The 26,235-nt window shown below is 73.3% G+C and carries 23 protein-coding genes; 12 read left to right on the forward strand and 11 right to left on the reverse strand.

Going from position 1 to position 26,235, the window contains the following annotated elements:
* The first annotated feature begins 291 nt into the window (after positions 1–291).
* Entirely contained in the window at positions 292–2,526 is a 2,235-nt protein-coding gene (locus ACWEN6_RS03205) for a hypothetical protein (RefSeq protein WP_452568722.1), read from the forward strand.
* Positions 2,527–2,553: 27 nt separating this feature from the next.
* Positions 2,554–4,152, forward strand: a complete 1,599-nt coding sequence (locus ACWEN6_RS03210) for a Na+/H+ antiporter (protein ID WP_452568723.1) — start codon at positions 2,554–2,556, stop codon at positions 4,150–4,152.
* A gap of 78 nt (positions 4,153–4,230) precedes the next feature.
* Here the strand turns inward: ACWEN6_RS03210 and ACWEN6_RS03215 are convergent, their stop codons facing one another.
* Both ACWEN6_RS03215 and ACWEN6_RS03220 read right to left on the reverse strand, forming a co-directional pair.
* Entirely contained in the window at positions 4,231–4,488 is a 258-nt protein-coding gene (locus ACWEN6_RS03215; protein ID WP_452568724.1) for a UBP-type zinc finger domain-containing protein, read from the reverse strand.
* A gap of 42 nt (positions 4,489–4,530) precedes the next feature.
* Entirely contained in the window at positions 4,531–5,280 is a 750-nt protein-coding gene (locus tag ACWEN6_RS03220) for a YqjF family protein (RefSeq protein ID WP_452568725.1), read from the reverse strand.
* A 178-nt stretch (positions 5,281–5,458) separates the two neighbouring features.
* Here ACWEN6_RS03220 and ACWEN6_RS03225 point away from each other — a divergent pair, with 178 nt between their 5' ends.
* The 3 genes from ACWEN6_RS03225 to ACWEN6_RS03235 are packed head-to-tail and all read left to right on the forward strand — an operon-like array spanning position 5,459 to position 6,731.
* Positions 5,459–5,827: a hypothetical protein gene (locus ACWEN6_RS03225; protein ID WP_354839216.1), complete on the forward strand. Its 369-nt coding sequence runs from the start codon at positions 5,459–5,461 to the stop codon at positions 5,825–5,827.
* Between the two features lie 55 nt (positions 5,828–5,882).
* The gene (locus ACWEN6_RS03230) at positions 5,883–6,224 is read left to right on the forward strand and encodes a YidH family protein (protein WP_354839219.1); all 342 of its coding nucleotides are present in this window, start codon (positions 5,883–5,885) and stop codon (positions 6,222–6,224) included.
* 24 nt (positions 6,225–6,248) lie between these two features.
* Positions 6,249–6,731 carry a DUF202 domain-containing protein gene (locus ACWEN6_RS03235; protein WP_452568726.1) on the forward strand — a complete coding sequence of 161 codons (483 nt, stop codon included), beginning with the start codon at positions 6,249–6,251 and terminating at the stop codon, positions 6,729–6,731.
* A 19-nt stretch (positions 6,732–6,750) separates the two neighbouring features.
* Here the strand turns inward: ACWEN6_RS03235 and ACWEN6_RS03240 are convergent, their stop codons facing one another.
* Entirely contained in the window at positions 6,751–7,866 is a 1,116-nt protein-coding gene (locus ACWEN6_RS03240) for a ferritin-like domain-containing protein (protein WP_354927191.1), read from the reverse strand.
* An 89-nt stretch (positions 7,867–7,955) separates the two neighbouring features.
* Here ACWEN6_RS03240 and ACWEN6_RS03245 point away from each other — a divergent pair, with 89 nt between their 5' ends.
* Complete coding sequence (locus tag ACWEN6_RS03245; RefSeq protein WP_452568727.1) at positions 7,956–8,678, forward strand: TetR/AcrR family transcriptional regulator C-terminal domain-containing protein; 723 nt, start codon at positions 7,956–7,958, stop codon at positions 8,676–8,678.
* A 48-nt stretch (positions 8,679–8,726) separates the two neighbouring features.
* Here ACWEN6_RS03245 and ACWEN6_RS03250 read toward each other — a convergent pair whose 3' ends face one another.
* Together ACWEN6_RS03250 and ACWEN6_RS03255 are read right to left on the reverse strand one after the other, a co-directional pair.
* Positions 8,727–9,551 carry an aggregation-promoting factor C-terminal-like domain-containing protein gene (locus ACWEN6_RS03250; protein ID WP_452568728.1) on the reverse strand — a complete coding sequence of 275 codons (825 nt, stop codon included), beginning with the start codon at positions 9,549–9,551 and terminating at the stop codon, positions 8,727–8,729.
* Positions 9,552–10,028: 477 nt separating this feature from the next.
* On the reverse strand, positions 10,029–11,027 hold the full coding sequence (locus ACWEN6_RS03255) for a LacI family DNA-binding transcriptional regulator (protein WP_452568729.1): 999 nt from the start codon (positions 11,025–11,027) through the stop codon (positions 10,029–10,031).
* A gap of 167 nt (positions 11,028–11,194) precedes the next feature.
* On the opposite strand from ACWEN6_RS03255, the gene ACWEN6_RS03260 reads away from it, so the two are divergent.
* From ACWEN6_RS03260 to ACWEN6_RS03275, 4 genes are all read left to right on the forward strand, one after another.
* Positions 11,195–12,415 carry an ABC transporter ATP-binding protein gene (locus ACWEN6_RS03260; protein WP_354927185.1) on the forward strand — a complete coding sequence of 407 codons (1,221 nt, stop codon included), beginning with the start codon at positions 11,195–11,197 and terminating at the stop codon, positions 12,413–12,415.
* Positions 12,416–12,721: 306 nt separating this feature from the next.
* Positions 12,722–13,615, forward strand: coding sequence for a hypothetical protein (locus ACWEN6_RS03265; protein WP_452568730.1), 894 nt, complete (start codon positions 12,722–12,724; stop codon positions 13,613–13,615).
* A 31-nt stretch (positions 13,616–13,646) separates the two neighbouring features.
* Positions 13,647–15,368: a DUF4012 domain-containing protein gene (locus ACWEN6_RS03270; RefSeq protein ID WP_452568731.1), complete on the forward strand. Its 1,722-nt coding sequence runs from the start codon at positions 13,647–13,649 to the stop codon at positions 15,366–15,368.
* 186 nt (positions 15,369–15,554) lie between these two features.
* Entirely contained in the window at positions 15,555–16,238 is a 684-nt protein-coding gene (locus ACWEN6_RS03275; RefSeq protein ID WP_452568732.1) for an arsenate reductase/protein-tyrosine-phosphatase family protein, read from the forward strand.
* On the opposite strand, the gene ACWEN6_RS03280 is transcribed toward ACWEN6_RS03275, so the two are convergent.
* The 5 genes from ACWEN6_RS03280 to ACWEN6_RS03300 are packed head-to-tail and all read right to left on the reverse strand — an operon-like array spanning position 16,228 to position 21,758.
* Entirely contained in the window at positions 16,228–17,607 is a 1,380-nt protein-coding gene (locus ACWEN6_RS03280) for a polysaccharide biosynthesis tyrosine autokinase (RefSeq protein WP_452568733.1), read from the reverse strand. The two genes, ACWEN6_RS03275 and ACWEN6_RS03280, sit on opposite strands and share 11 nt — an antisense overlap.
* A 4-nt stretch (positions 17,608–17,611) precedes the next feature.
* On the reverse strand, positions 17,612–18,652 hold the full coding sequence (locus ACWEN6_RS03285) for a glycosyltransferase family 4 protein (protein WP_452568734.1): 1,041 nt from the start codon (positions 18,650–18,652) through the stop codon (positions 17,612–17,614).
* Positions 18,649–19,638, reverse strand: coding sequence for an NAD-dependent epimerase/dehydratase family protein (locus ACWEN6_RS03290; protein WP_452568735.1), 990 nt, complete (start codon positions 19,636–19,638; stop codon positions 18,649–18,651). Before ACWEN6_RS03290 ends, ACWEN6_RS03285 begins: the two co-directional genes overlap by 4 nt.
* Before the next feature lie 12 nt (positions 19,639–19,650).
* Entirely contained in the window at positions 19,651–20,604 is a 954-nt protein-coding gene (locus ACWEN6_RS03295; protein WP_354927173.1) for an NAD-dependent epimerase/dehydratase family protein, read from the reverse strand.
* Positions 20,601–21,758, reverse strand: a complete 1,158-nt coding sequence (locus tag ACWEN6_RS03300; protein ID WP_452568736.1) for a glycosyltransferase — start codon at positions 21,756–21,758, stop codon at positions 20,601–20,603. Before ACWEN6_RS03300 ends, ACWEN6_RS03295 begins: the two co-directional genes overlap by 4 nt.
* A 485-nt stretch (positions 21,759–22,243) precedes the next feature.
* On the opposite strand from ACWEN6_RS03300, the gene ACWEN6_RS03305 reads away from it, so the two are divergent.
* The gene (locus ACWEN6_RS03305; protein WP_452568737.1) at positions 22,244–23,497 is read left to right on the forward strand and encodes a hypothetical protein; all 1,254 of its coding nucleotides are present in this window, start codon (positions 22,244–22,246) and stop codon (positions 23,495–23,497) included.
* The gene (locus ACWEN6_RS03310) at positions 23,494–24,645 is read left to right on the forward strand and encodes a glycosyltransferase (protein WP_452568738.1); all 1,152 of its coding nucleotides are present in this window, start codon (positions 23,494–23,496) and stop codon (positions 24,643–24,645) included. Before ACWEN6_RS03305 ends, ACWEN6_RS03310 begins: the two co-directional genes overlap by 4 nt.
* A gap of 82 nt (positions 24,646–24,727) precedes the next feature.
* Here the strand turns inward: ACWEN6_RS03310 and ACWEN6_RS03315 are convergent, their stop codons facing one another.
* Entirely contained in the window at positions 24,728–26,167 is a 1,440-nt protein-coding gene (locus ACWEN6_RS03315; protein WP_452568739.1) for a hypothetical protein, read from the reverse strand.
* Positions 26,168–26,235: the final 68 nt, after the last annotated feature.

The raw sequence follows: 26,235 nt of genomic DNA on the forward strand, positions 1-26,235 counted from the left end.
ATGCAACGCTACCGGCCCCACGGGGGTCGCCGTGCCCGGAGCGCTCAGCCGACCCGCGGTGCGTTCCGGGTCCATCTCGGCATTCCGGAACCCCGGCCGCGGACGGCGTGGCAGACTGGCGGGGCCGGGTCTCGGGGGGTCAAGGACGATCCGCCGTTCGCGTGCCCGCTTCTGGGGCCAGTGTGCGAGCTGTGACCGACGGGGTGTGCCATGACGGCGACATGTACGGTTCGGTAGGGTTTCTTGAGGTTGAGTGGACGAATAAAGGCTGGTTAAAGCACGATGTCTGCCATGTCGGAAGTTGTCCCACTGCCGTCGTTCGGTGAGGTGTTCTTCGACGCCCGAGGCCAGGAGCGCGTGCTCCGGGTCACCTGGCACGACGGCACGCTCGTCCTCAGTCTCTGGCGGGGCGAGATGTGCACCGCCAGTTTCCGCATGCCGATGGAGGACGTCGGGCGTCTGCTGGACACGCTCGACGAGGGGTACGCGGAGGCGGGCGGCGAGTACGCCGAGGGGGAGGAGGACTACGGCGACGAGGCCGAGGACGCCGAGTACCCCCAGTACCCGGGCACCGGGCAGTACGCCAGGCCCGCAGGTGTGCCGGCCGAGGACGGCTACCCCGACGAGGACCACTACGCCGACGACCAGGCCTACCCCGACGAGCACGGCTACGCCGACCCCCACTCCTATCCGGACGGGCAGCCCGACCATGCCCAGGGCTACCCGCGTGAGGACGCCGCCGGCCCCGTGGGCTCCCTGGGCCCGAAGGACGTGCTCGTGGCGCGCGGCGCGGCGCCCGTCCCGGACAAGCTCGTGGCCCCCCGTCCCCGCCGGGGCGCGGACGACGCGCACGGCGGCCGCCGTCCCTCGAGACCCGCGCCCCGGGCGGCCCGGCAGGCCGATCACACAGAGCACGCAGAGCACTCGCCGTACGCCCAGCAGGCGCCGCAGGCGGAGTACCCGACCCAGGGCCTGGACTACCCCGCCCAGGTCCCGCAGGGCGACTACCCGGCCCGCGGCGACCATCCGGACCGTCTGGCGGCCTCCGGCCACCCCGAGCACCCCGCTTACTCCGCGAGCCCTGAGTACCCCGCCAATCCCGGTCACTCCGCGGGCCCCGGGTACCCGGCGAGCGCCGGTCACCCCGCCGGCCCCGAGTTCCCCGCCGGCCCCCAATTCCCCGCCCGCCCCGAGTTCCCCGCCGGCCCTGATCGCCCGGCGGGTTCCGAGTACGCGGTGGGCCCCGAGTACGCCGCGCCGGACCTGGGGGCGCGGGCCGGCTACCGTCCCGAGGCCGGTCACCCGGCCTCCGCCGACCACCCCGTCCCCGGTCTCGCGCCCGGCGAGCTTCCGGGACGGGGAGGCGGCCTGTCCGCGCGCCCTGAGCAGCCTTTCGGGACGGCCCTGCCCCAGGTGCCCCACCAGGGCGTGCCGTCCGTCCATCACCTCCCCGGGCCGGGGCCGAGCACGGGCCCCCAACCGGCCGCCGCGGAGTACGCCGCGCACCCTGACTACACCCCTCCCTCCGGCTTCCCGCCCTACCAGGCCGACTACGTCCCGCCCGCGGGCGGCGCCCCGCGCGCCGAGTACGGCGCGCCCGCCGACCCGTCGGCGCGTGGCGACTTCGGCGCGCGCGGCGAGCACTCCGGCCCGCACGAGCACGTCGGCCCCGCCGGCCCGGCCGTCCAGGGTGACCCCGCCCGCCGCGGCGCCGCGGCGGAGTACGGCGCGGGAACCGAGTACGGCGCCGGGACCGAGTACGGCGCGCGAACCGACTACGGCGCGGGAGCCCAGTACGGCGCGGCGACCGAATACGGCGCCGGCGCCGAGTTCGGCGCGGGAGCCGAGTACGGGGCCGGCACCCAGTACGGACGCGGCGCCGAGTACGGGCGGGGGACGGACTACGCCCGCGGCTCCGGCCAAACGGGCGCGGCGGAGTACGGTGCGGCGCCCTCGTCCGGCTACACCGCCTCCTCCGACTACCCCTCGGGTACCGCTTCGCCCGACTACACCCCCGGTGCCGTCTATGGGGCCGCGCCCGAGTACGGCGTGACGGCCGAGTACGGCCGCCCGGGCGGGTACGCCACTCCGCCGCTGGACTACTCCGCGCCACCACCCGGCTACGGCTCCACGGGCGAGTACCCGCCGCCCGCCGAGTACGGCGGGGCGCGTTACGGCGCGGGCGACCTGGACGCGGTGCCACCAGAGAACCTCATCGTCAATGACTCCCTGCCGTTCGGCCAGGCGCCCGGCGGCCGGCCGGAGGGGCCCTACCGGGCCGAGGCGCCGGGCGGCGGCTACGGCGACAACCCGCACCTGCCCTCGCAGGCCGCCGTGGACCCCTCGGACCCGCTGGGTCTCGGGGCCATGGGGCAGCGCCCGGCCGACTCCACCGACCCGGAACTGCCGCGCCCGTACGTGCAGGACAACATGTTCACCACCGGTGAGCGGGTGCGGCCCGACGGCCGGCCGCGCACCGACGAGCACGGCCGCCCCTACCCGCAGGAGACCGGCCGCGACTGGTAGGGATCGCGCGGCATATCCTTTGGGACGATGAACATTACGACGGCGCTTCAGCTCGTGCTGCTCCCCGCCGGCGCGCTGGGGGTCGCCGCCGTGGCCCGCTGGCGCGGCTGGCCCACGCCGCTGCTGCTGGTGCTCGCGGGGCTCATCGCCAGCCTGGTCACCTCCCAGTTCCGCGGCGTCCCCGAGTACCGTCTCGACCCCGATATCGTGCTGCTGGTCTTCCTGCCGCCGCTGCTGTACTCGGCCGCGCTGGACAGCTCCTACCTGCGCCTTCGCGCCGTCCGGCGGCCGGTCGGGCTGCTGTCGGTGGGCCTGGTGCTGTTCACGGCGGCCGTGGTGGGCCTGCTCGCGCACGCCCTGATCCCCGGGATCCCTCTGGCGGCGGCGTTCGCGCTCGGGGCCATCGTCGCCCCGCCGGACGCCGTGGCGGCCGTCGCCGTGGGGCGCAGGCTCGGCCTGCCCCGCAAGGTCATCACCATCCTCGTCGGCGAGAGCCTGTTCAACGATGCGACCGCGCTGACGGCCTACCGCGTGGCGGTGGCCGCGGCGGTCGGCGTGGGCGTCAGCCCGCTCGCGGCCTTCGGGCAGTTCGCGTACGCGGCGGGCGTCGGGCTGGCCATCGGCCTGGTGCTGGCGTTCCTGGTCGGCAGGCTGTTCGGCCGTCTGCGCGACCCGCTGATCAGCAACACGATCTCGCTGCTGGTGCCGTTCGTGGCCTACCTCACCGCCGAGGCGGTGCACGCCTCGGGCGTGCTGTCGGTCGTGGTGGTCGGCATCCTGCTCGGCCACCGCATGAACCGCACCAGCTACGGCACGCGGCTGGTCTCGCACTCGATGTGGAAGGTGCTCGACTTCTTCCTGGAGATCGTGGTCTTCCTGCTCATCGGGCTGCAGCTCCCGCTCATCCTGCAGGGGCTGCGCGGGGAGAACCCCTGGCACGTCGCCGGGTACGCGGTCGCGGTCTTCGCCGCGGTGGTCGTCGCCCGCGTCGTCTGGGTCGTCCCCAGCACCTACCTGCCCCGCGTGCTGTTCCGCAAGATCCGCGAACGGGAGCAGCGGCCGCCCGCCTCGTCGGTGGCGGTGATCGGCTGGGCGGGCATGCGCGGCGTGGTGTCGCTGGCCGCGGCCTTCGCCCTGCCGGCCGACTTCCCGGCCCGCGACATGGTGCTGTTCCTGACGTTCGTCGTCGTCATCGCCACCCTGCTGGTGCAGGGCCTGTCGTTCCCCCTGCTGATCAGGAAGCTCGGCGTCTCCAGCGAGCAGGAGGTCTACCGGGACAACCTGACCGAGGCCGCGGCCCAGCAGGCGGCGGCCGGCGCGGCGCTGGCCCGGCTGGACGAGCTGACCAAGGAAGGCGTGCTGGAGACCCACGCGGACGTCGTCGACCGCCTGCGCGTGCAGGCCGAGCGCCGGGCGATGGGCGCCTGGGAACGCCTGGGCGGCGGCGTCGGCCCCGAGGGCGAGGAGACGCCGAGCTCCCTGTACCGCCGGCTGCGCCGCGAGATGCTGGCGGCGGAGCGGTCGGTGCTGGTGCGCATGCGCGACGAGCGCCGCATCGACGACGAGGTGCTGCGCCGGGTCACCATGGAGCTCGACTACGAGGAGGCCACCCTGGCGCGCGACTGACCGCGCCCCCCGATGCCCGTGGGCGGCTCACCCCGACCGTCCGCGCCCGGCCCGCGCCGGGTCTTCCTCGGTGCCCGGCTATCGGGCCAGGTGTGACATGCCCACCGTCTCGTGGACGAAGCACCACAGCCATTCCTCGCCGTCCTGGAAGGACCGCATCACCGGGTGACCGGTCTGCTCGAAATGCCGGGTCGCGTGGCGGCCGGGCGAGGAGTCGCAGCAGCCGACGTGGCCGCATTCGACGCACTTGCGCAGGTGGACGTAGCGCCGGCCCTCGGCCAGGCACTCCTCGCACCCGTCTGGCGTGCGCGCCTCCGCCTCAGCCCTGATCGTCATGTCTTCACAGTGACCCATTCGACCCCCCTATGGGTAGCGATGTTAGTGCAGGTGGCCGGGCGCGGCGGTCCGCGGCGGGCGCCACATGCCGATGCGCGTCGCGACGCCCGCGGAGGCGTGCACCAGCGGCTCCTCGCCCGAGTCGGGGAGTCCCGCGGCGCGCACGAGGTCCTGGCGCAGGTGGCGGAGCCGCGCGTGGCGCAGCGGCCAGGGAGGGTGCTCGACCTCCGCGTGGACCAGCCGGCCGGCGACGACGCTGAACAGCCGGTAGCGGTCGGTGAGGAAGCTCACCCGCTCGTCCCGCTCGTCCGGGGTCAGGGGCGCGCCGAGTTCGACGTCCGCGTCGCCCCGGGCGGCGGCGGCGGGGCCGGGCCAGCGGCGGCGGCAGCGGTACCGGTAGAGGCCGTCCTCCACGCGCACGGCCATGCGCGACCAGTAGTAGGGGAGCCAGAACCCGGCCCGGGCGGCGAGCACGGCCGGCAGCCGCCCGGCGTCCAGCGAGAGGAACCACAGTCCCCGGCGCCCGTCGCCGTCCCGGACGTAGGTGCGGACGTTGGTCTCGGGGAAGCGCGACAGCCACGGCAGCGCCGGCACGGCGGGGGGCCGCACGCCCTCCATGAGGAAGGGGACCAGGCCGACGTAGGCCGCCTCGTCGAAGGTCTCGACGGTGAGGCCCGCGGGGAGCAGACGCTGCACCGTGGCGGGCGGGTAGCGCCAGTGGATGAACGTCAGGGCGGTCCACCGCTGGTGCATCACCGGCAGGGAGACCTTCGGTGACCAGGTCGTGCGCATGGCCTGCTCCTACCCGGTGCGGCGGTCTCATGCGCGCGGCGGGGACATGGTGCTCTCAATGCCCATGGACGTGCCGCCGGTCGATCCCGAACCGGCCGCCTCCTTCGCGGCGGGCCGGATCCGACCTTTCAGACAAGCGCGCGCGTCCGGTTCCGGGGAGTTGGATAGGGTCGAATTCATGCGACTCATCCCCCTCGCCGCAGCGACCGCGACCGGATTCCTCCTGCTCACCACGGGATGCAGCACCGTCGACAAGGCACAGGCGTGCATCGAGGCCAACAAGGTCATCGCCGAGACCGGCTCGAAGATCACCAGCCTGGCCAACGACCCGAAGGCGATGGACAAGGCCCTGGAGGACGGGGCCGCGAAGTTGCAGGACGTGGCCGACAAGGCCGGGAACACCACGCTGAACCAGGCGCTGGGCGACCTGGCCGACCGGTTCAAGGACCTCAACATCAAGGACGCCAACGACGCGGTGGACGCCGCCCAGAAGGTGGCGACCGACACCGCCTCGACGCTCAAGGCGATCGCCGAGGAATGCACCTGACGAGCGCCAAAACCCGAGATCTCTAGGGGGAATGGCGCTGAATTAGCCTTTCCTCATGTCTGTCGAGGGGAAGGAGCCGGACCCCCGGTTCACGCTGGCCAACGAGCGGACGTTCCTCACCTGGCTCAGCACATCGCTGGCGCTGAGCGCCGGCGGCGTGGCCATGGCGGCCCTGCCGCGGGACGTCTTCGTGCCGTGGGTCCGCACGTCGCTCGCCGTCGTGCTGGTGCTGCTGTCGGCGCTCGCGGCGGTCCTGTCCTACCCCCGGTGGCGCAACGTGCAGCGCGCGCTGCGCCATGAGCAGCCGCTTCCGCCGCTCGCCCTGGCCCCGCTGTTCGGCTACGGTGTCGCGGCGGTGGCCGTCCTCGCGCTGATCCTCATCCTGCTCGCCGGATGACCGATGCCAGGTGACCGATGCCGGGTGACCGATGATGACGACCCGGGCGACCGGGGTGATCCCAAGGACCGGGAGGGCCCCGACGAAAGAGGGAACCTGGACGGCAGAGGGGCCCCGGACGACCATGGTGACCCGGACGACACAGGGAACCCGGACGACCATGGTGACCCGGTGATCCGGCCCGGACCGCGGGAGCGGCCCGGCCTGCACAGCGAGCGGACGCTGCTGGCGTGGATCCGCACGGGCACCGCGCTGGCGGCCGGCGGGCTCGGCGCGGCGGGCGTCGCCGGCCGGCACACCGGGGACGGACGGGCCGCCGTCCCCTTCGTGCTGGCGGCGCTGTGCGGGGCTTTGCTGCTGGCCAGGACCCGCGTGCGGTACCGGCGCGTCGAGCGGGCCGCCACCGAGGGGCTGCCGCTCGACGCGGGCGCGGACGCCCTGCTGGCCTGGCTCGGCGTGCTCGCCGTGGTCTCCGGTGCCGTCGCCTTCGTCCTGGTCTCCGCCTGAGGACGGCGCCGGGCGGCGGTCAGTCGCCGGAGCCGAGGGTGATGGTCTCGGCGATCTCCTCGGCGCGCTCGGCTTCCTCGGCGGCGAAGCGCTCGGCGTCCAGGCGCTCGGCGATGTCCTCGTCCTGCTTCATCAGCGCGTCGAGGTTCTGCCCGGCCATCTCCAGCACGCCCATGTCGGCGTAGGCCTTCTGCAGGCGCTCGCTCCACAGCCCGATGTCCTTGACGCAGGGGACGATGCGGCTGAACAGCAGCGAGCGGAACAGCTGGAGGTACTGCGACTCGTCGGTGGCCCGCATGGCCTCCTCGACCTCGGCGGGGGACAGGCCCAGGTTCTCCCACTGCTCGACCCCGCGCAGGCGGTCGCGCATGAGGTAGCAGCCCTCGATGACGAAGTCCTCGCGCTCGCGCAGCTCGGCCTGCGACAGCTGCTTGTAGTAGTCGCGCAGGGCCATCCGGCCGAAGGCGACGTGCCGGGCCTCGTCCTGCATGACGTAGGCGAGGATCTGCTTGGGCAGCGGCTTGGTGGTCATGTCGCGCATCACGCCGAACGCGGCCAGCGCCAGCCCCTCGATGAGCACCTGCATGCCGAGGTAGGGCATGTCCCAGCGCGAGTCGCTGAGGGTGTCGTCCAGCAGGGACTTGAGGTACTTGTTGATCGGGTAGGCGATGCCGACCTTCTCCTGCAGGAACCGGGCGTAGGTCTCGGCGTGGCGGGCCTCGTCCATGGTCTGCGTGGCGGCGTAGAACTTGGAGTCCAGGTCGGGCACCGACTCGACGATGCGGGCCGAGCAGATCATCGCGCCCTGCTCGCCGTGCAGGAACTGGGAGAACTGCCAGGCGGCGCCGTGGCGGCGCACCTCTTTGCGCGTCTTATCGTCCATGCGGTGCCACAGCGGGGTGTCGTAGATGGCGATGGACTGGTCGGGGATCCCCAGCACGTTGTAAGGGTCGACCTCAAGGCCCCAGTCGATGCGCCTGACCGAGTCCCACTGCTTGTCCTTGCCCTTCTGGTACAGAGCGAGCATGCGGTCGCGGCCCTCGTCGTACTCCCAGGTGAACCGAGTGGACCCCTTCATCTCCACGTCCCAGGTGGAGAGTTCGGCGGGGATGGTGTAGAGCTCGTGGGTCGACACAGGGGCCTCCAGGGGGGCGTACACCGTACGTCTCTGGAGCGTGGCACGTACGCTGTACGTACGTCAATCGCCCCGGTAAGAATGCTCACATGCCGCCTCTCACCCGTCCCCGCATCGTCGCCGCCGCCATCGACCTGATCGAGCGGGAGGGCGCCGACGCCGTCTCGATGCGGCGCATCGCGGCCGATCTGGGCGTCGGCGCCATGTCCCTGTACAACCACGTCAGCAGCAAGGCGGCGCTCCTGGACGCAGTCGCCGAGTTCGTGCTGTCGCAGATCTCCTTCACCGACGATCCCGGGGACGCGTGGACCGAGCGGGTCCGGGTGCAGGCGCGCGCGGTCCGGCAGATCGCCCACGACTACCCGCGCTCCACCATGCTGGTGATGAGCCGCCCGGTCCGCTCGCCCGCCGGGATGTTCCCCCTGGAGCGGGCGCTGGCGACGTTGCGCGAGGCCGGCTTCTCCGGCGAGGACGCCGTCAGGGTCGTGCGCACGTTCATCGCCTACCTCGTCGGTTCGCTGATGCGCGAGGTCGGCGTCACCCCGGCCTTCGCCCCCGTGCACGACTCTGAGGACGGGCACCTGGCCGAGGTGGACGCCACGCTGTTCCCGCAGGTGGGCGCCCTCGCGCCTCTGCTGGTCGCGCGCGACCACGAGGAGGCCTTCGAGTACGGGCTGGACCTGCTGATCAGGGCGATCGCCCTGCAACTCCAGGACCCGGCGCGACTCCAGGACCCGGCGCGACTCCAGGACCCGGTCGCCACGCGGCCGAAGGAGTCCACGGCCGCCAAGGAGGGAAGCGCCCGGGGGTGAGCCTCCCCGGGCGCGGAGTGCGCCCTTCCCCTGGGCACTCCCGTCGGCTCAGTACCAGTTGTGCGAGCGGAAGTGACCCCAGGCGCCGCACGGTGAGCCGTACCGGCCCTTGATGTAGTTCAGGCCCCACCTGATCTGGGTGGCGGGGTTGACCCGCCAGTCGTGCCCGATGCCGACCATCTTGCGCCCCGGCAGCGCCTGCGGGATTCCGTAGGCCCCCGACGAGGGGTTCTGCGCCCGGTGGTTCCAGTTGCTCTCTCTGGTCCACAGGCTGTCCAGGCAGCGGAACTGGGTCACCGGCCAGGCCCGCTGGGTGAGCAGCCGGTAGGCGATCGCCTTGTTCCTGCCCTTGGGCGTCGTGGGCGCCCACGCGCGGATCTGTGGTCGCGCGGAGGTCCGCCAGGTCCCGCGGTGCACGACGGCGGCCTTGCGCGCCGTCCCGCTCGCGGCCCTCGCCCTGGCCGTCGTGGCGGCTTCGGCCGCTCCGGCCTTCTTGACCGCTCCCGCCTTCTTGGCGGCGCCGGCCGTCGCGGCGGCTGTGGCCGCCCTGCCCGCCTTGGCGGGCCGGGCCGCCTCGACGAGGCCGGTGGTGAGTCCCGCCCGGGTCCAGACCGGCACCCGGGGCCGGCTCAGGGACCAGGCCGAGTTCCCCGGCCAGGCGGTGGTGGTGTGCGACCGGGCGCCGTCCGGCGCCGCCGAGACCGGCTCGGCCGGTCCGGTGTCAGGAACGGCCCGCTCCGCCGCTCCGACGGTGGTGGAGCCGGGGGTCGCCTCCGACTCCGCGATGGCCTGGGCCGCTCCGGCCGTCCCGTTCAGGACGGTGGCGGCGATGACGGCCGCGACTGCGCCACGAAAAGCGCGGTTACTGTCCAACTCGGTCCTATTCGTCGGGTCGCGTGCGGCAGGCGGCCGCACGCGGCGGCCGCCGTCGTCCCCCGCCCATGGCTCGGGCGGCAGGACGTCCGCGTGGCCGTTCCGGAATCGGTTGAGACACACCTGGTGTCCCCGGAAGGCGCCGCGACGGGTTCTAGGGCGGTTTCTAGTAGCCGCCGCGCCCGCCGCCGGCGATCCGCGACACGCCTCGGACGGTTGTTTGCGATCGGCGCGGCACATCTCTGCCGTCTCGCGGGGCCCGGTTGCCCCGTGAGGCGCCCGCCGTGATCCGCGGATGACGCGGAAATGCCGCACAGTTGAGGTTTCGGGCGACACCACCCGCGAATACCGGACTACCGCGACATCCCGCCCGGCGAGCCGCGTCCGCGGTGCATGCCGTTTTCCGGAAGGTTTCGTGGGATTGGCGGTGGTACGTGAGGGGGCGATGCCCGGAACATGACCCGGACGCCCGGCGGGTCAGCGGCGAGGGCCGCAGCTCGCGCGGACGATCAGCTCGGTGGGCAGGGTCACCGTGCGCGCGCGCCGGCCCTCGCGCAGGACCAGCTCGGCGGCGCGGTAGCCCATGTCCTGCGCTGGCTGGGAGATGACGGTGAGCGGGGGATGGCACAGCTCGGCCCACGGCACGTCGTCGAACATGATCAGCGACACGTCGCGCGGCACGCGCACGTCCAGCTCGCGCGCCGCCAGGACGGCCGCCTCGCCGAGCAGGTTGCCGCCCGCCACCAGGGCGGTGATGTCGGAGCGGTGCTGCAGCAGCCCGGCGGCGGCGGCGTAGGCGGAGTCGCGCGTCGCGTGGGCGTGCACGATCAGCTCCTCGTCGACGGGCACGGCCCGCGCGGCCAGCGCCTCGCGGAACGCGCGCACGCGCTGCGCCTGGCCGTGCCGGGCCAGCAGGGCGATGCGCCGGTGCCCGAGCCCGGCCAGGTACTCCACCGCCGTGCGCACGCCGGTGCGGTCGTCGGTGACCACCGAGGGGACGTGCTCGGCGCCCCGCACCGGGCGTTCGGCGAAGACCACGCCGAGCCCGGAGCGCAGGGCCGGCACCCACATCTCGCCGTCGCCGGAGGGCACGGCGATCACCCGGTCCAGGCCCTCCTCGATGAGCGTGCCGATGAGGTGGGCCTCGCGCTCGGGGTCGTCGCCGGTGGTGCCGATCATCACCGGCTCACCCGCCGACCGGGCGCAGGACAGGACGCCGTCGGCCAGCCGTCCGTAGAAGACGTCGGTGATGTCGGGGACGAGCAGGCCGATGCCGCCCGTGCGGCGCCGGCGCAGGTTGCGCCCGAGCGCGCTCGGCCGGTAGTCGAGCCGTGCCGCGGCGGCCAGGACCTTCTCCCTGGTCTCGTGGCTGGCCGACCCCGTGCCCGACAGCACCCGCGACACGGTGGCGACGCCCACCTCGGCCGCCTCGGCCACGTCCTTGATGGTCGTGCGACGCTGCCCGATCGGTCTCATGGAAACGATTCCATCATGAGTTCCACCGGCAAGCCAAGCCAGGGGGCCCATCCGAAGAGTGTGAGAAGCCACTATTCCGGAAGGGCTTGACAGAGATGTCCGGTTCCGGTGAGATTCATGAAAACGTATCCACATCCGGCGGCACCCCGGACGCACGAAGGACGGCCATGGCAAATATCGTTCTGCGCAACGTCGACAAGATCTACGCCGGCGGTGTCAAGGCCGTGAACGGCCTCAACCTCGAGATCCGCGACGGCGAGTTCATGGTCCTCGTCGGCCCGTCCGGTTGCGGCAAGTCGACGGCCCTGCGCATGATCGCCGGTCTTGAGGACATCAGCGGCGGCGAGATCGCCATCGGCGACCGCGTGGTCAACCACCTGCCGCCGAAGGACCGCGACATCGCGATGGTCTTCCAGAACTACGCCCTCTACCCGCACATGACGGTCGAGGAGAACCTCGCCTTCGGCCTCAAGCTTCGCAAGATGCCCAAGGCGGACATCTCCAAGCGGGTGCAGGAAGCCGCCAAGATGCTCGGCCTCGAGCAGTATCTCAAGCGCAAGCCGGCCGCCCTGTCCGGTGGTCAGCGCCAGCGTGTCGCCATGGGCCGCGCCATCGTCCGCGAGCCGCAGGCCTTCCTCATGGACGAGCCGCTGTCCAACCTGGACGCCAAGCTCCGCGTCTCCATGCGCGCCTCGCTCAACACCCTGCACGAGCGCCTCGGCGTCACCACCGTCTACGTCACCCACGACCAGGTCGAGGCCATGACGCTGGGCGACCGGGTCTGCGTGCTGCGCGACGGCATCCTCCAGCAGGTGGACACCCCGCAGAACCTGTTCGAAGCCCCGGTCAACCTCTTCGTCGCCGGCTTCATGGGCTCCCCGTCCATGAACTTCGTCAACGCCGAGCTGGTGCGCGACGACGGCGGCGCCGCCGTCGTCTTCGGCGGATACAAGCTCCCGGTGCCCGACTCCAGCTTCGCCGAGAAGCCGGGCCTGGACCAGTACCTGGGCAAGAAGCTGATCCTCGGCATCCGCCCCTCCGACTTCGAGGACGCCGCCTCCGCCTCGGGCCACTCCAACGGCTGGGCGCACATCCCGACCCGCGTCGAGGTCACCGAGGAGCTGGGCAGCGAGATCAACGTGCTGTTCCTCATCGACGCCCCGCCCGTGGAGCACCGCGACACCGTGGCCGCCCAGGACACCGGCGACGACGACGACGCGGCCCTGCCCCTGGTCGGCGACAAGTCGCTGTGGACGGCCCGCGTCAACTCCCGCAGCCACGCCCGCTCCGGTCAGAACATCGAGCTCGTGGTGGACACCCACAACTTCCACTTCTTCGACACCGACAGCGGTCTGGCCATCGGCCACGCCGCCAACGTCGGCCGCTGAGCCCGCCGGTCCGGCCCCTCGGGCCGGACCGCCGGACCGGTCCGTCCTCCGGGGCGGCCCGGCCCGGAAACGGGAAGAACCGGACACCTTCCCCGACAGGAAAGCCCCCGCCGTGCACCCCTCCCACGGCGGGGGCTTTTCCTGTCCGGCAAAGGGGGGGAATACCGGGATCGATCTTTCCGTAATAGGCGTGCGGCGGCGCACGGCCATTCGGCCCAAGTGGATACAACGGGATGCATCGACATGTCGCCCTGCTGATGGGCGATGTCTCTATGGCCCGAATCATTGTCCATCGGGGAGTCCTGAATGGCCCGGAAATATGCGGTACCTATTCTTCTGGCAGCGGTGCTCACGGGTGGGGCCGCGACCGGATCGGTCGCGATGGCGGCCGTGGAGACCCACTCGTCCGCACTGAAACTCGCCGCGCAGGCGGCACCCGACACCCAGCCGCCGACCGCGCCGAGAAACCTGCGGCTGTTCGAGAGGATTCCCGGGATCATCATCCTGAGGTGGGATCCCTCCACGGACCCGCCGTTCTACCCGCCGCCGAGCGGCGTGGTCGCCTACGACATCTATGCCAGCACCTCGCCGTTCCGGCTCATCGGCAGCGTGCCGGGCAACGTGACCACCTTCATCGACCGGCGCCGCCTGTGCGAGAGGGTGTCCTATTTCGTGCGGGCGAGGGATGCCGCGGGAAACGTCTCGCCGCCGAGCAATGTCGTCACGCGTCACCCGCACCGATTCTGCGGTCACCATGACGAGGAAATCGAGACGACGCCGAATTCCGTCGACGACATCGACCGGAATGTGGACGACCACCAGCACCACTCCGACGACCACAACGAGATCATCAAGGCCGACAAGCTCTTCCACGTCGAGGGCGCCGACGACCACGGCGGCGGCCACCGTGACTGGTCCGGCCACGACGGCTACGGCGGCCACGAGTTCGGCGGCCCCGGCCACGAGGGCGCCGAGTCCGAGGCCGGCGGCGACCACGGCGGCGGTGACCACGGCGACCACGGCGGCGGGCAGGGCGGCGGCGGCCAGGAGCACGCCGCGGCGCAGCCGGCCGGCCGGAGCCTGCCCTTCACCGGCGCGCCCGTGGCCGCGGTGGCCGGGGCGGGCGTGGTCCTGCTCGTGGCGGGCGCGGCCGGTGTGGTGATCTCCAAGCGGCGCCGCCGAACCGCTGGTGCGCGCTAGCCGGCGACGCCGGCTCATCCTCGCCGGCTCGGTGTTCTCCGCACTGGCCCTGGTCTCGTCCGCGGGATGGTCGGCACACCTGGGACTCGGCGTCCGCGACCACCTGCAGGCGACCAGGGACTCCCTGGTGCACCTCCGCGCGGTGATGAGCGCCCGCGACCTCGACCGGATCGCCGTGACGCTGGCGCAGGCCCGCCGTCACGCGGCCGAGGCGCGGCGCCTCACCAGCGGGCCCGACTGGACGCTGCTCACCCACCTGCCCGTGGTGGGTGAGGGCGCCACGACGGTGCGGGGGCTGGCCGAGAGCGCCGCCGAGATCACCGAGGCGCTGACCGGGGTGCAGCGGACCGGCACGTCGTTCTTCACGGCCGCGCCGGGCTCCACCGACGACATGCGCCAGTTGCTGGACGGGCTCACGGCGGCGGCACCGGTTCTCGACGGCGCCGCCGCCCGGCTCGCCCGGGCGCACGCCCGGCTGGCCGCCACCCCGGCGCGCACCGGCGCGGCCTCGGTGGACCAGGCGCGCGGCGCCGCTCTGTACGAGCTGGACCGCCTGCGCCGCTGGATCGGCGGCGCGGCCACGGCGGCCGCGCTGATCCCGCCGATGCTCGGCAACGACGGGCCGCGCCGCTACTTCCTGGCCTTCCAGACCAACGCCGAGTCGCGGGGGACCGGCGGGCTGGTCGGCGCCTTCGGCATCCTGTCCGCCGACCGCGGCCGGACCCGCGTCACGCGCCTGGCCGCCAACACCGGCATGGGCCCCGGCCCCGGCCCCGTCGCCGACCACGGCCGCGCCTTCCGCGCCCGCTACGGCCCGGGCGCGCTGGAGATGCTGTCCATTTCCAACCTCTCCCCGCACTTCCCCTACGCCGCCAGGACCTGGACCGCGCTGTGGGAGCGCCGGACCGGCCGGCGGCTGGACGGCGCGATCGCCATCGACCCGGTCGGCCTGTCCTACATCCTCGGTCTCATCGGGCCGGTCACGCTGCCGGGCGGCGAGAAGGTGACCGCGGCCAACGTCGTCGACCTGACCGAGCGCGCGGCCTACGCCCGCTACCCCGACCCCCTGGAGCGCAAGCGCTACCTCATCTCGATCGCCAGGGCCGTCGGTCAGGCGCTGCCCCGCTCGTTCGCCGAGCCGGCCCAGGTGCTGCCCGTGCTGAAGCCCATGGTCGAGGACCGCAGGATCCAGGTTTGGAGCCGGCACGACGCCGAGCAGCGCCGCCTGTCCTCCTCGGCGATCGGCGGCGTGCTGCCCCGGCGGCCCGGACCGTACGCGGGGCTGGTGGTCAACAACTCGGCCGGAGGCAAGCTCGACTACTACCTCGACCGCTCGCTTTCGTACGAGCTCGGCCCGTGCCGCGACGGGCGGCGGACGAGCAGCGTGCAGGTCCGGCTGACCAACAACGTGCCGGCCGTGACGCTGCCCACCTACGTGACCGGCAGGCTGGACCGCGGCCCGGACACCCACCCCGTGGGGTCCAACCTGCTGTGGGTGTCGCTGTACGCCGGGGTCGGCGCCGAGCTGAGCGGCGCGTCGGTCGACGGCGTGCCCGTGCAGATGTCCACCGACGTCGAGCGCTCGCATCCGGTCTACTCGACGCTGCTGGAACTCGGGCCCCGCCAGACCCGCACCGTGCGCCTGGACCTGGTCGAGCCGGCCTCCGCCGAGCCGCCGCTGACCCCGGTGCAGCCGCTGGCCCGCCCGCAGCGGACCAGCGTCACGACCGCCCCGGGCGGCTGCACCTCCTAGAGCCGGCTCCCGCCGCGCCTCCTAGAGCCGGCTCCGGGCGGCCGCGCATCCTAGGGCCGCCATCGCGCCGCGCGCGGCCCGCCGCGTGCGGCGTCCGGCCGCCGGCGCGAGGTCCCCGCGGCAGGAAAGACCCAAGGACGGCGCGTCGGCTCCGGCCGCCGCGCGGGGCCGATCTAGCGTCGCCTCATGGGGCATTCGGCGGCGGTGAGCGGCGGCAGCGGCGGCGGGGCGGCGGGTGTCGTGCCGCCCGGGCACGAGGGGTGCGGGCGGCGGTGCTGGAGGGACCTCGGCGCTCCGCCGGACCCGGCCGGCCTGACGCGGTTCCGCATCCTGTTCGTGTGCACGGGGAACATCTGCCGCTCCCCGCTCGCCGAGCGGCTCACCCGGTCGGCCCTCGGCCCCTGTCCGGCGCTGGAGGTCGCCAGCGCGGGCAGCCATGCCCTGGCGGGGGAGCCGATGACCGGGCACGCCGCGCGGGTCCTCGCCGAGCTCGGCGGCGACCACGCGGGATTCCGCGCCCGGCGACTGACGGCCGAGATGGTGGAGGCGGCGGACCTGGTACTGGCCGCCGCGCGCGAGCACCGGGCGGCGGCGGTGGCGATGTGCCCGGCCGCCGCGGGACGGGCCTTCACGATCGCCGAGTTCGGCGTGCTGACGGGGGCCGTGCCCGCCGGGGCGGTGGACCGCCACCTGGATCTCGGGCCGCGTGCCCGCGCGCTGGTCGCCGAGGCCCGGACGCGGCGCGGGCTGGTCCGGGTGGACCAGCCCGACATCGGCGACCCCTACGGCCGCTCTCTGCGCGCCTACCGGGCGGCGGGACGGCTGATCGCCGGAGCGCTCGCCGTCCCGTTCTGGCTGCTCACACCTTGACCGGCGTCCTGATCTCGCGCGGCGCGGTCTCGGCCCCGTAGCCGTATCCGTAGCCGTAGTACCCGCCGCGCCTGCCCGGAGCGAAGTTCAGCACCGTGCCGACCAGGCGGGCGTTGACCGACGCCAGCGTCTCCACGGCGCGGGCGATGTGCTCGCGGCGGGTCTTGCCGTAGCGCGCGAGCAGCAGCGTGCCGTCGCAGACGGCGGCCAGCGCAGCGGCGTCGGTGATCGGCAGCAGCGGCGGCGCGTCGACGATGACCAGGTCGTAGTCCGCGACGAGCTCGGCCAGCACCGCGCGCATCCCTTTGGAGCCGAGCAGCTCGCTGGGGTTGGGCGGGATCTGGCCGCCCGGGAGCACCGACAGGCCGCTCGGGCCCCACGGCTGGATGACGTCCTTGAGGGCCGCCTTGTCGATCAGCACGTCGGTGAGCCCGGCAGAGCCCTCGATGCCCAGGTAGTGGGGGATGCGCGGGCTGCGCAGGTCGCCCTCCACCAGGATCACCCGCCAGCCTGCCTGGGCCAGGGTGATCGCCAGGTTGGCCGAGGTGGAGGACTTGCCCTCGTTCGGCAGGCAACTGGTGACGACCAGCGACTTCGGCCGCCGGTCGACGCCGATGAACTGCAGGTTGGTGCGCAGCGAGCGGAAGGCCTCCGAGCGCGTGGACCGGCCGTTCTCCCGGACGATCAGCGGGTGGTGCCGCGCGTCCTTCTCGTAGCCGATCACGCCCAGCACCGAGCTTCCGGCGCTCTCCTGCAGCGCCTCGGAGGACTTCACCGTGGTGTCCAGCCGGTCGCGCAGCACGAGCGTGCTGAAGGCGACCAGCAGCCCGATGAGCAGGGCGAGGCCGAGGTTGACCAGCGGCCGGGGGGTGACCGGCACCTTCGGGACGTCGGCGCTGTCCACCACCGTGACCCGCACGGCCGGGCGGCTGTCGCGGGTGGGCCGCTCGATCTGGTCGATCACCCGGGTGAACCTGGCCCCCAGGGTGTTGGCCAGGCGCGCGGCGCGCACGGGGTCGGCGTCGGTGACGGTGGCGCGCAGCAGCATGGTGGCCGGGATGGCCTCCGCCTTGATGGCCTCCTGCAGGCGCGTGACCTGCTCGCCGCCGGCGAGCTGGCCCACCACGCGGCGGCTGGTGAGCAGGTTGGCGTAGGACTGGACGCGCTGCGTCGACAGCATCCCGGCCTGGTAGGCGGTGGTCAGGCTGCCCACCTTGTCGTAGCCGGAGACCATCATGGTGATCGTCGCGACGTACTTCGGCGGTGTCCGCGCGGTCAGGACGAGCGCGGCGGTCACCGACAGGACCAGCGACAGCACGAGCACCATCCAGCCTCTGCGCGCAAGTCGTACGAAGTAGAGCAGATCCACCTGGTCATCGCCGCCTTTCGGTGATTTTTGCGAGGTTGTCGGCAGGACCGGCCGGCGCGTAGGCGGGCACGCCCTGCAGCAGGCCGATCAGGAGGGTGGCGACGCCGCCGGTGACGATGGCCGCGGCGAGCGCGGGCACCCATCCCACGGCGATCGCCAGGCACAGCGCGCCGGGCACCGCCGCGACCGCGCCGAGGGCCGCGGGCACGGCACGGGAGCCGAGCCCCATGCGGCGCAGCCGGTGGGACAGGTGGTCGGTGCCGCCCGACAGCGGGGAGCGCCCCGCGCGGATCCGCGACACCAGCACCACGCCGGTGTCCACCACGGCGACGAAGGTCCACAGCAGCAGCCCGGCGGCGGTCGTGCCGGCCGCCCGGCCGGTCTCCACGGCGACCGAGGAGCACGTGAGGGTGAAGCCGATGAACAGCGACCCCGAGTCGCCCATGAAGATCCTCGCGGGCGGCCAGTTGTGCGCCAGGAAGCCCAGGCACGACAGCGCCAGCGCGCCGAGGAGCACCGCGAACGCCGGCCGGTCGCTCATGAGGGCGGCCGCGGCCAGGAAGGCCGCGGTGACCGCGGTGACCGTCCCGAGGGCGCCGTCCATGTTGTCCAGCAGGTTGAAGGAGTTGGTCATCACGACGATCCACATCACCGTGATCAACCCGTCCACCCATTGCCCGGTCACGGTGACGTGCACGCCGGACAGCACGACGCCGCCCGCGGCGACCGACTCCACCGTCAGGCGGGTCACGACGGGCAGCGAGGCGATGTCGTCGATCAGGCCGAGCGCGGCGATCGCCGTCGCGGCCAGGACGATCGCGGTGATCCGCAGGTCGGCCAGGCCGAGCGCGGCGGCCGTCGGCACGACGGTGCCGAGGACGATCGCCGGGCCGCCCAGGTAGGGGGTCGGGTGGTCGTGGGCCTTGTGGCCGCCGGGACGGTCGCTGAGGTTCCAGCGCAGCGCGAGCCGCCTCAGCGCCGGGGTGGCCGCCGCGCTCAGCACGCAGGCGCTCGCCATGGAGGCCAGGCCGATCGCCGCGTTCACCGCGCGGACACCGCGAGGTCCTCGCGGGCCTCGGCGATGATCTCGGAGAGGATCTCGTCCAGGTCGCGGCGCGGCGTCCAGCCGGTGAGCGCGCGGAGCTTGCCGGTGTCGGGCACGCGGCGCGTCATGTCCTCGAAGCCCTGCTCGTAGGCCTCGTGGTAGGGGATCAGGTCGATCCCCGACGTGGAGCCGACGTGCTCGATGATCAGCTTGGCCAGCTCCAGCATGCTGATCTCGTCGGCGGAGCCGACGTTGAAGGTCTGCCCGATCGCCGCCTCGTGGTCCAGCAGCCGCAGCAGCGCGTCGACCGCGTCGGCCACGTGGGCGAAGCAGCGCGTCTGGGTGCCGTCGCCGTAGACGGTGAGCGGATCGCCGCTGAGCGCCTGGCGGACCAGGCGCGGGATGACCATGCCGTAGGCCGGGCTCTGCCGGGGTCCGACGGTGTTGAACAGCCGCACGATGATCGTCGGCAGGCCGCGCTCCTTGTGGTAGGCGTTGGCCAGGATCTCGTCGACGGCCTTGGCGGTGCTGTAGGCCCACCGGACCACGGCCGGACTGCCCAGGATGCGGTCGGAGTCCTCCCGCAGCGGGCCGTAGGAGTTCTTGCCGTAGATCTCGCTGGTGCTGGTGACCAGGATCTTGCGGCGGTACCGGTGCGCGGCCTCGATGACGATCTCCGAGCCGCGGATGTTGGTGGTCAGTGACCGCAACGGCTGCTCGACGATCAGTTTGACGCCGACCGCGGCCGCCAGGTGTACCACGATGTCGCACTGGTGGACCAGCTCGTCGACCACGAGCTCGTCAAGGACCGAGCCCTGGACGAAGCGCAGGTCGGGGTGCGGGCGCAGGTTCGCCAGCCGCCCGGTGGACAGGTTGTCCAAGATCACGACACGGTCGCCGCGGGCGAGCAGCGCGTCGGCCAGATGCGAGCCGACGAAACCGCTGCCTCCGGTGATCAAGTAGGTGTTCCTTGTCAGGGTGCTCACCGACTTCTCCCATTACATGTGAGACGCAGATTGGGATCTCATGGCTTGTTCGAACCAGCTCACGGTCATGCGGAGCCCGTCGGCCAGCGACATGGGACGCACGCCCGGGAACAGGTCGCGAAGCAGGCGGGGAGAGGCCTGTGACTCGCGGATGTCGCCCGTCCTCGCCGGGAGGAAGGCCGTCTCGACGGGCTCGCCGAGCACCGCGGACAGGATGTCGCGCAGCTCCAGCAGCGACACCCGGGTGCCGAAGGCGAGGTTCACCGGCGTCGCGCTGGTGACGCGGCGCTGGGTCGCCTGCACGATGACGTCGGTCACCGACCCCACGTAGGTGAAGTCCCGCGCCTGGCGGCCGTCGCCGTGCACGGGCACCGCCCTGCCGTCCAGGGCGGCCGACACGAACGTGGGGATGACCGCCGCGTAGGCGTGGTCGGCCGCCTGCAGCGGGCCGTACACGTTGAAGAAGCGGAACGGCAGCACCGGCAGGCCGAAGCTGCGTCCGTAGGCCAGCGCGTACGCCTCGGTGGCCAGCTTGCTCGCGCCGTACGGGCTGAGCGGGCGGGCCGGCAGGTCCTCGTGCTTGCGCGGTTCCAGGCAGTCGCCGTAGACCGAGGAGGACGAGGCGACGATCACGTGCGGCCTGGCCGCGCGGCACGCCTCCAGCACCTGCAGCGTCCCGGTGGCGTTGACGTTGTGCGAGGCCAGCGGGTCCTCCAGGGAGCGCGGCACCGAGGGCCGCGCGGCCAGGTGGACCACGGTCGTGGCCTCGCCCGCCAGCGGGGCCAGCAGGTCGGCGTCCAGGATGCTGCCCTGGACGAAGTCGACGTCCAGGCCCGCGAGGTTGCTCAGGCGGCCGGTGCTCAGGTCGTCCAGCACCGTCACGCGCCGCACCTCGGGCAGGGCGGTGAGCGCGCGGCACAGATTGGCGCCGACGAAGCCGGCGCCTCCGGTCACAAGGATTCTCATGGGGTGCTCGTCTCCGGGGTCGAGCGGCGGTGGTCGGACGCGCCGTGCAGCGATCGGTACAGGGTCTCGGTGTCGGCGACCAGCCGCTCCACGGCGAACGCGGAGGTCGTCCACGCCTGGGCCGCCCGGCCCATGCGGCGGGCCAGCTCCTGGTCCGACAGCAGCCGCACGGTGTGCGCCGCCAGCTCCCCGGCGTCCGGGGCGGCGAGCAGGCCGGTGCGCCCGTCGCGGACGACCTCGGCGACGCTGCCGACCCGCGTCGCGACGACGGGCGTGCCCGTCATGCCCGCCTCGATCAGGCTCAGCGGGGTGCCCTCGCTGTCGGAGGTCAGCAGCACCACGTCGGCGGCGGCGTACACCGTCTCCACGTCGCGGCGCCAGCCCAGCAGGTCCACCGGGCCGGGCAGGGAGCGGGCCTCGCGCTCCACCTGCTCGCGCAGCTCGCCGCCTCCGCAGACGACGAACCGGCAGCCGGGCACGCGGGCGAGCACCTCGCGGGCGACCTCGAGGAGCCGGTCGGGACGCTTGATCCTGGTCAGCCGGCCGACGTAGGCGACGACGGGCGCGCCGGGCGGCAGCCCGAGCGCCGTGCGCGCCGCGGCGCGGTCGGGCACCGGGCCGAGGCGCACGCCGGGCGGGATCACCACGTACTGCTCCGGGCGGCCGATGCGGTTGCGCAGCAGGTCGTCGCGGACGCGCGCGCCGACGGTCACCAGCCGGTCCGACAGGGTGGCGAGGAAGCGCTCGGCGTTTACGTAGACGGCCCGCTTCGGCGGCGAGAAGTAGCCCTCGAGCAGGTGGCCGTGGAAGACGTGCACCCGCGCGGCGCCGACCCCCGACAGCGAGACCGCGAGCCGTCCGAGCGCGCCGGCCTTGGCGGTGCGGGTGTGGACGATGTGCGGGCGGAAGGACCGCATCGTGCCGGCCAGCCGGTACAGGGCGCGCAGGTCGCCGGCCGGGTTGACCGACCTGCCGAGGCCGGGCACGCGGTGCACGGCGAGGCCGGCGTCGCCGAAGACCAGGCGGTCGCCCTCGCCGTCGTCGACGTGGCCGGTGTACAGGCGGTGGTCGAACTCCTCGGCGTCCAGCAGCTTGCACAGCCCCGACACCTGGGTGGCCGGGCCGCCCACGTTCATCCGGGCGATGATTTCCATGACACGTATCCGACTGGTCACCTCCGAGAAGCTAGCTGGCCGTTTGCTCTGTTCGCCGACACCGTCATGGTGGTGGCGAAATGTTTTCCCTATCCCTACCTGCGCATGATCGATCGGCATTCCCGGCACCGTATGCGTGTGGCGGGCGCCGGCGGGTGGCGGCTCGTGTTGGCGCATTGTCGCTGGTGACAGCGGTGAACGGTGGCCCGGGGCGGCGCGGGGAATCCCCTGAATTACCGCGAAAGCGGGTCGTGACCCCGGAAATCCCATGCATGGCCGTCGAAAGCGGCGCGGCCCCGAATTCGGCGCACCAGGGTGAGCGAAAAGAGTCCGCAAACCAAGGTAATGGTCGAACCGCCGACGTCCGCCGGGCACGGCGCCCCGTATTCACGGCGGCTAGCGTCGCCTCGCGGAGTCCGTGCCCGGCGGCCCGTCGCGGGCGACCGGACGGCCGCGGCGTGATCTCGAACTGAGGGTGCCCTTCCATGGAATATGTCATCGTTGCCGCCGCGGCGTTGCTGCTCATCGGCACGATCCAGACGAGCGTCGATGCCGAGGCGGCCCGGCGGGTGCTGCCGGTGCTGCTCCTCGCCTTCGCCGTCCGGCTGGCGGTGCAGATCCTGGTGATGCAGAACCACGTCATCCCCTACGGCGGCGACAACATCACCTACGAGTCCAGGGCGCTCGAGGTCGTGGCCTTCTGGAAGCGCGAGGGCTTCCAGTTCGTCACCTCCGACGACATCCCGTCGTTGTACGCGGCGGCCATCCCGTGCAACGCCTTCGCCCTGGTGCTGTACGTGTGCGGCGGCCCCGCCCCGCTGGCCTGCACGGCGCTGGTCGCGTTCCTGGCCTGCGCGCTGTGCCTGGTCATGTACCGCTTCGCCCTGCTCGTGGGCGCCGACCGCCGCGCCGCGTTCCAGCTGATGGTGCTGACCGCCTTCATGCCGGCGTTCGTCCTGCACACCTCCGACATGTTCAAGGACGGCTTCAACGCCCTGCTCGTCGTCGCCTGCCTGGGCCTGGGCGCCTGGAACCTGCGGCGGTTCGACATGCGCAAGGTGGCGCTGCTCGCCGTGGCGCTGTGGGCCCTGTGGTATGTGCGCCCGTACATGGTGTTCATGTGCGCGATGCCGGTCGCCCTGGGTTTCGCGGGACTGCGCAGGGTGCTGTCGGTGCGCTCTCTGCTCATCGTCGCCGCGCTGCTGATGGTGCTGCCGTTCGCCGATCTCGCCGAGACCCCGCCGGTCGAGGCGATGCAGGAGCAGCTCGACTACGGGCAGTCGGAGCTGGTGCGCCGCGGCAACGCCGTCGGCGGCTCGGGCGTGATCTTCGACGACGGCGGCAACCCGTGGAACCGGCTCGGGCCGAAGCTGATGTACACGCTGCTGTCCCCCTTCCCGTGGACCGGGGGCAGCCTGACCCTGCAGCTCGGGAAGATCGAGGTGCTGGTCTGGTACTTCCTGCTCTTCTGGGCGGTGCGCGGAGTCGTGTGGCTGTGGCGCGAGGACCGGGCGACCGCCTGCTTCCTGCTGCTGTTCATCGTGCCGAGCACCATCGTCTATGCGACCACGATGGCCAACGTGGGGCTGATCTTCCGCCAGCGCATGCCGATCGTCATGGTCACCAGCCTGCTGGCCGCGGTCGCCTGGTCCGGGCATGTGCGGGACGCGCGCAAGGCCGCGCGGGCCGGGGCGGGCCCGGGCGCCCACCGGCCGGTGCCCGAAGGGTCGCCGCGATGAGCGGGCGGCCCGCCCGGCGCGCCCTGCGCGTGTGCGAGGTGGTCAAGACGCTGGACGTGGGCGGCGTCGAGACGCTCCTGGTCGAACGGCTCCGCCGCGCCGCGAGCGGCGGCACCGCCTACACGGTGGTGTGCCTGCGCGCCTCGACCGCCGAGCTGATCGGCCAGTTGCGCGACGCCGGCGTGCCCGTGGTGAACCTCGGGCACGGCCCGCGCCCGCTGGCCGTCGCGCGCCTGGTCGTCACGGTGCGCCGCCTGGCCCCCGACGTGCTGAACGTCCACTCGCCGATGCCCGCCGTCGTCCTGCGGCCGTTCGTGCGGCTCAGCCGCCGCCGGCCGATCCTGGTGTCCACCGTGCACTACAGCCGCCGGACCGGCACGGTGTTCGCCGAGCGCGTCACCTCGGCGGTCAGCACCGCGCTGGACCGCCTGACCCGGTGGCTGGACGACGGGACGGTCGCGGTCTCCTCGCAGGTGGCGCGCTCGCCGTCCACGCGGGGCGCCAGACGCGTGCTGACCCGCCTGCACGGGGTGGACGTGGAGGAGCTGCGGCACTGGGCGGCGCGGCGGGAGGCCACCCGCCGGGAGTTCGCCGTGCCGCCGGAGGCGTTCCTCATCGCCTGCGTCGCCAACTTCCGCCCGGAGAAGGACCACGCCCTGCTCGTCCGCGCCGCCGCCGAGGTGCTGCGGGCCCGGCCGGACGCGGTGTTCCTGCTGGCCGGCGAGGGCCCCCTGCGCGACCAGGTCGCCCGCGACGTCGAACGGCACGGGGTGGCGGGCGCCGTGCGCATCCTCGGCCGGGTGCCGGGCGCGAGGAGGCTGGCCGCGGCGGCCGACCTGGTCGTGCTCAGCTCCGCCCACGAGGCGCTGCCCGTCGTGGTCATGGAGGCGCTGGCGGCCGGGGTCCCGGTGGTCTCCACCGAGGTCGGCGGCATCGCCGAGCTGGTCCACTCCGGCCGGAACGGCATCTTGACCAGGCCCGGCTCCGCCCGCGACCTGGCGCGAGGGCTGCTGCGGGCCATGGACCCGGTGGTGCACCGCCGCCTGCGCGACGGCGCGTCGGCCAGCGCGCACAGCGTCGACATGGCGGGCACCGCCGAGTGGTTCGAAGACCTGTACCAGCACCTGGCGCTCACCCGCCACCCCTGACGCGGGCCCCCGCCCGCGCGCCCGGCGCCCGCGCATCTCCAGGCGGCTGCCTTCGAAGCTTCCAGATGGCGGGGACGGACGCTCAGGGGGAGGTCAGGGCCGGGGGGCGTTCCGCCGCGGGCTCGCGGCGGGCGGCCGAGATCCGCCGGAGCAGGGCCGCCCATACCGCGGCCCCGGCGACCGCGGCGGCCAGCGTCCCCCAGGCGAAGCACAGCGCGGTGCCCATCGGGCCGGGGAAGGCCCACCGGGCGAGCAGCAGCATCCCGAGCAGCGCCGCGCCCTCGCCCGCCAGGTAGGCGAGCCGCCAGCCCGGCCGGCCGAGTGCGAGCGGCAGCACGTTCGACCAGCACACCAGCCCCTTGACGGTGGCCGCGGCGACCAGCACCGCGGCCACCGGGCCGATGGGCGCGTACCCGGCCCCGTAGACCACGCGCAGCACGTCGTCGATCAGCGGCAGCGCCGCGGCCAGCGTCAGGACCCCGGCGGCGGCCAGCGGGACGCTGGCGCGCGCGATGTCCCGGCGGGCGAGCGTCCGCTCCCGCCCCGCCGCCGCGGCGCGGGCCAGCCGCGGGTACAGCATGGACGCGACCGGCATCACCATCGTCGCGTAGAGCCGCCCGGGCGCCGAGGCGATCTTCAGGACGGTCACCAGCGTCGAGCCGCCGAGCACGCCCGCGACGGTGAGGATGCCGGACTCGGAGACCTCCGCCAGCGCCGTGCCGCCGGAGGCCTTGAGGGTGAAGGAGACCAGGCCGGCCGGCATGGGCGCGCTCCCGGTGGCCGGGCCGAGCCGGGCGAGCAGCGCCCGCGTGCCGAGCGCGCCGACCACCAGGCCGGCCAGCATCGCGCCGAGCGCCTGCCCGGCCAGATAGGCCAGCGGGCCGCCGGCCAGTAGCCCGCCCACTGACAGCGCGAACGCGAGGACCGCGCAGCCCAGGCGCAGCAGGCCGAGCTCGTGCAGCCGGTCGGCCAGGGAGAACGACGCGCGCACCGCACCGTTGGCGGCGAGCGCCGCGCGCCCGGCGAACGCGAGCACCAGCATGCGGGCCAGGTCGTCGCCGGCCAGGCCGAGCAGCCAGGCCGCGAGGACGCCCGCGCAGCAGAGCGCGGCCGCGAGGGCGCGCACGCCCACGTCCCAGCGCACCAGCCGCCGGTACAGCGCGAACCCCCGTCCGCCGCGGCACTGCTCGATGGGCACATACCGCTGGACGGTGTTGTCCAGCCGGGGGTCGAGGGCGAGGAAGCAGACGCTCGCCATCGACTGGGCGAAGATGACCCGTCCCGAGGTCTCGGCGCCGGTCACCCGCACCAGCGCGACCAGGCTGAGCGAGGACAGGACGGCCTCGGCCAGCCCGGCGGCGGCCAGCGAGGAGAAGGTCCGCAGGTGGCCGCCGCCGGGCCGGGGCAGACCGGCCACCCGATCGCGCACGCCCGCCACGGCTACTCGCGCCTCCCGCAGCGCGGGCCTTCTGGAGCGCCGCTCCGCGACCGCCGCCGCACCGGCCGGACCCTCGGGCCGCACGGGCGGGATGACGGCGCCGCCATGGGACGCTCGCCGGGGGACGGCATCTCTATAGGGCGCTCGTCCGG

This window comes from Sphaerisporangium sp. NPDC004334, assembly GCF_053602655.1.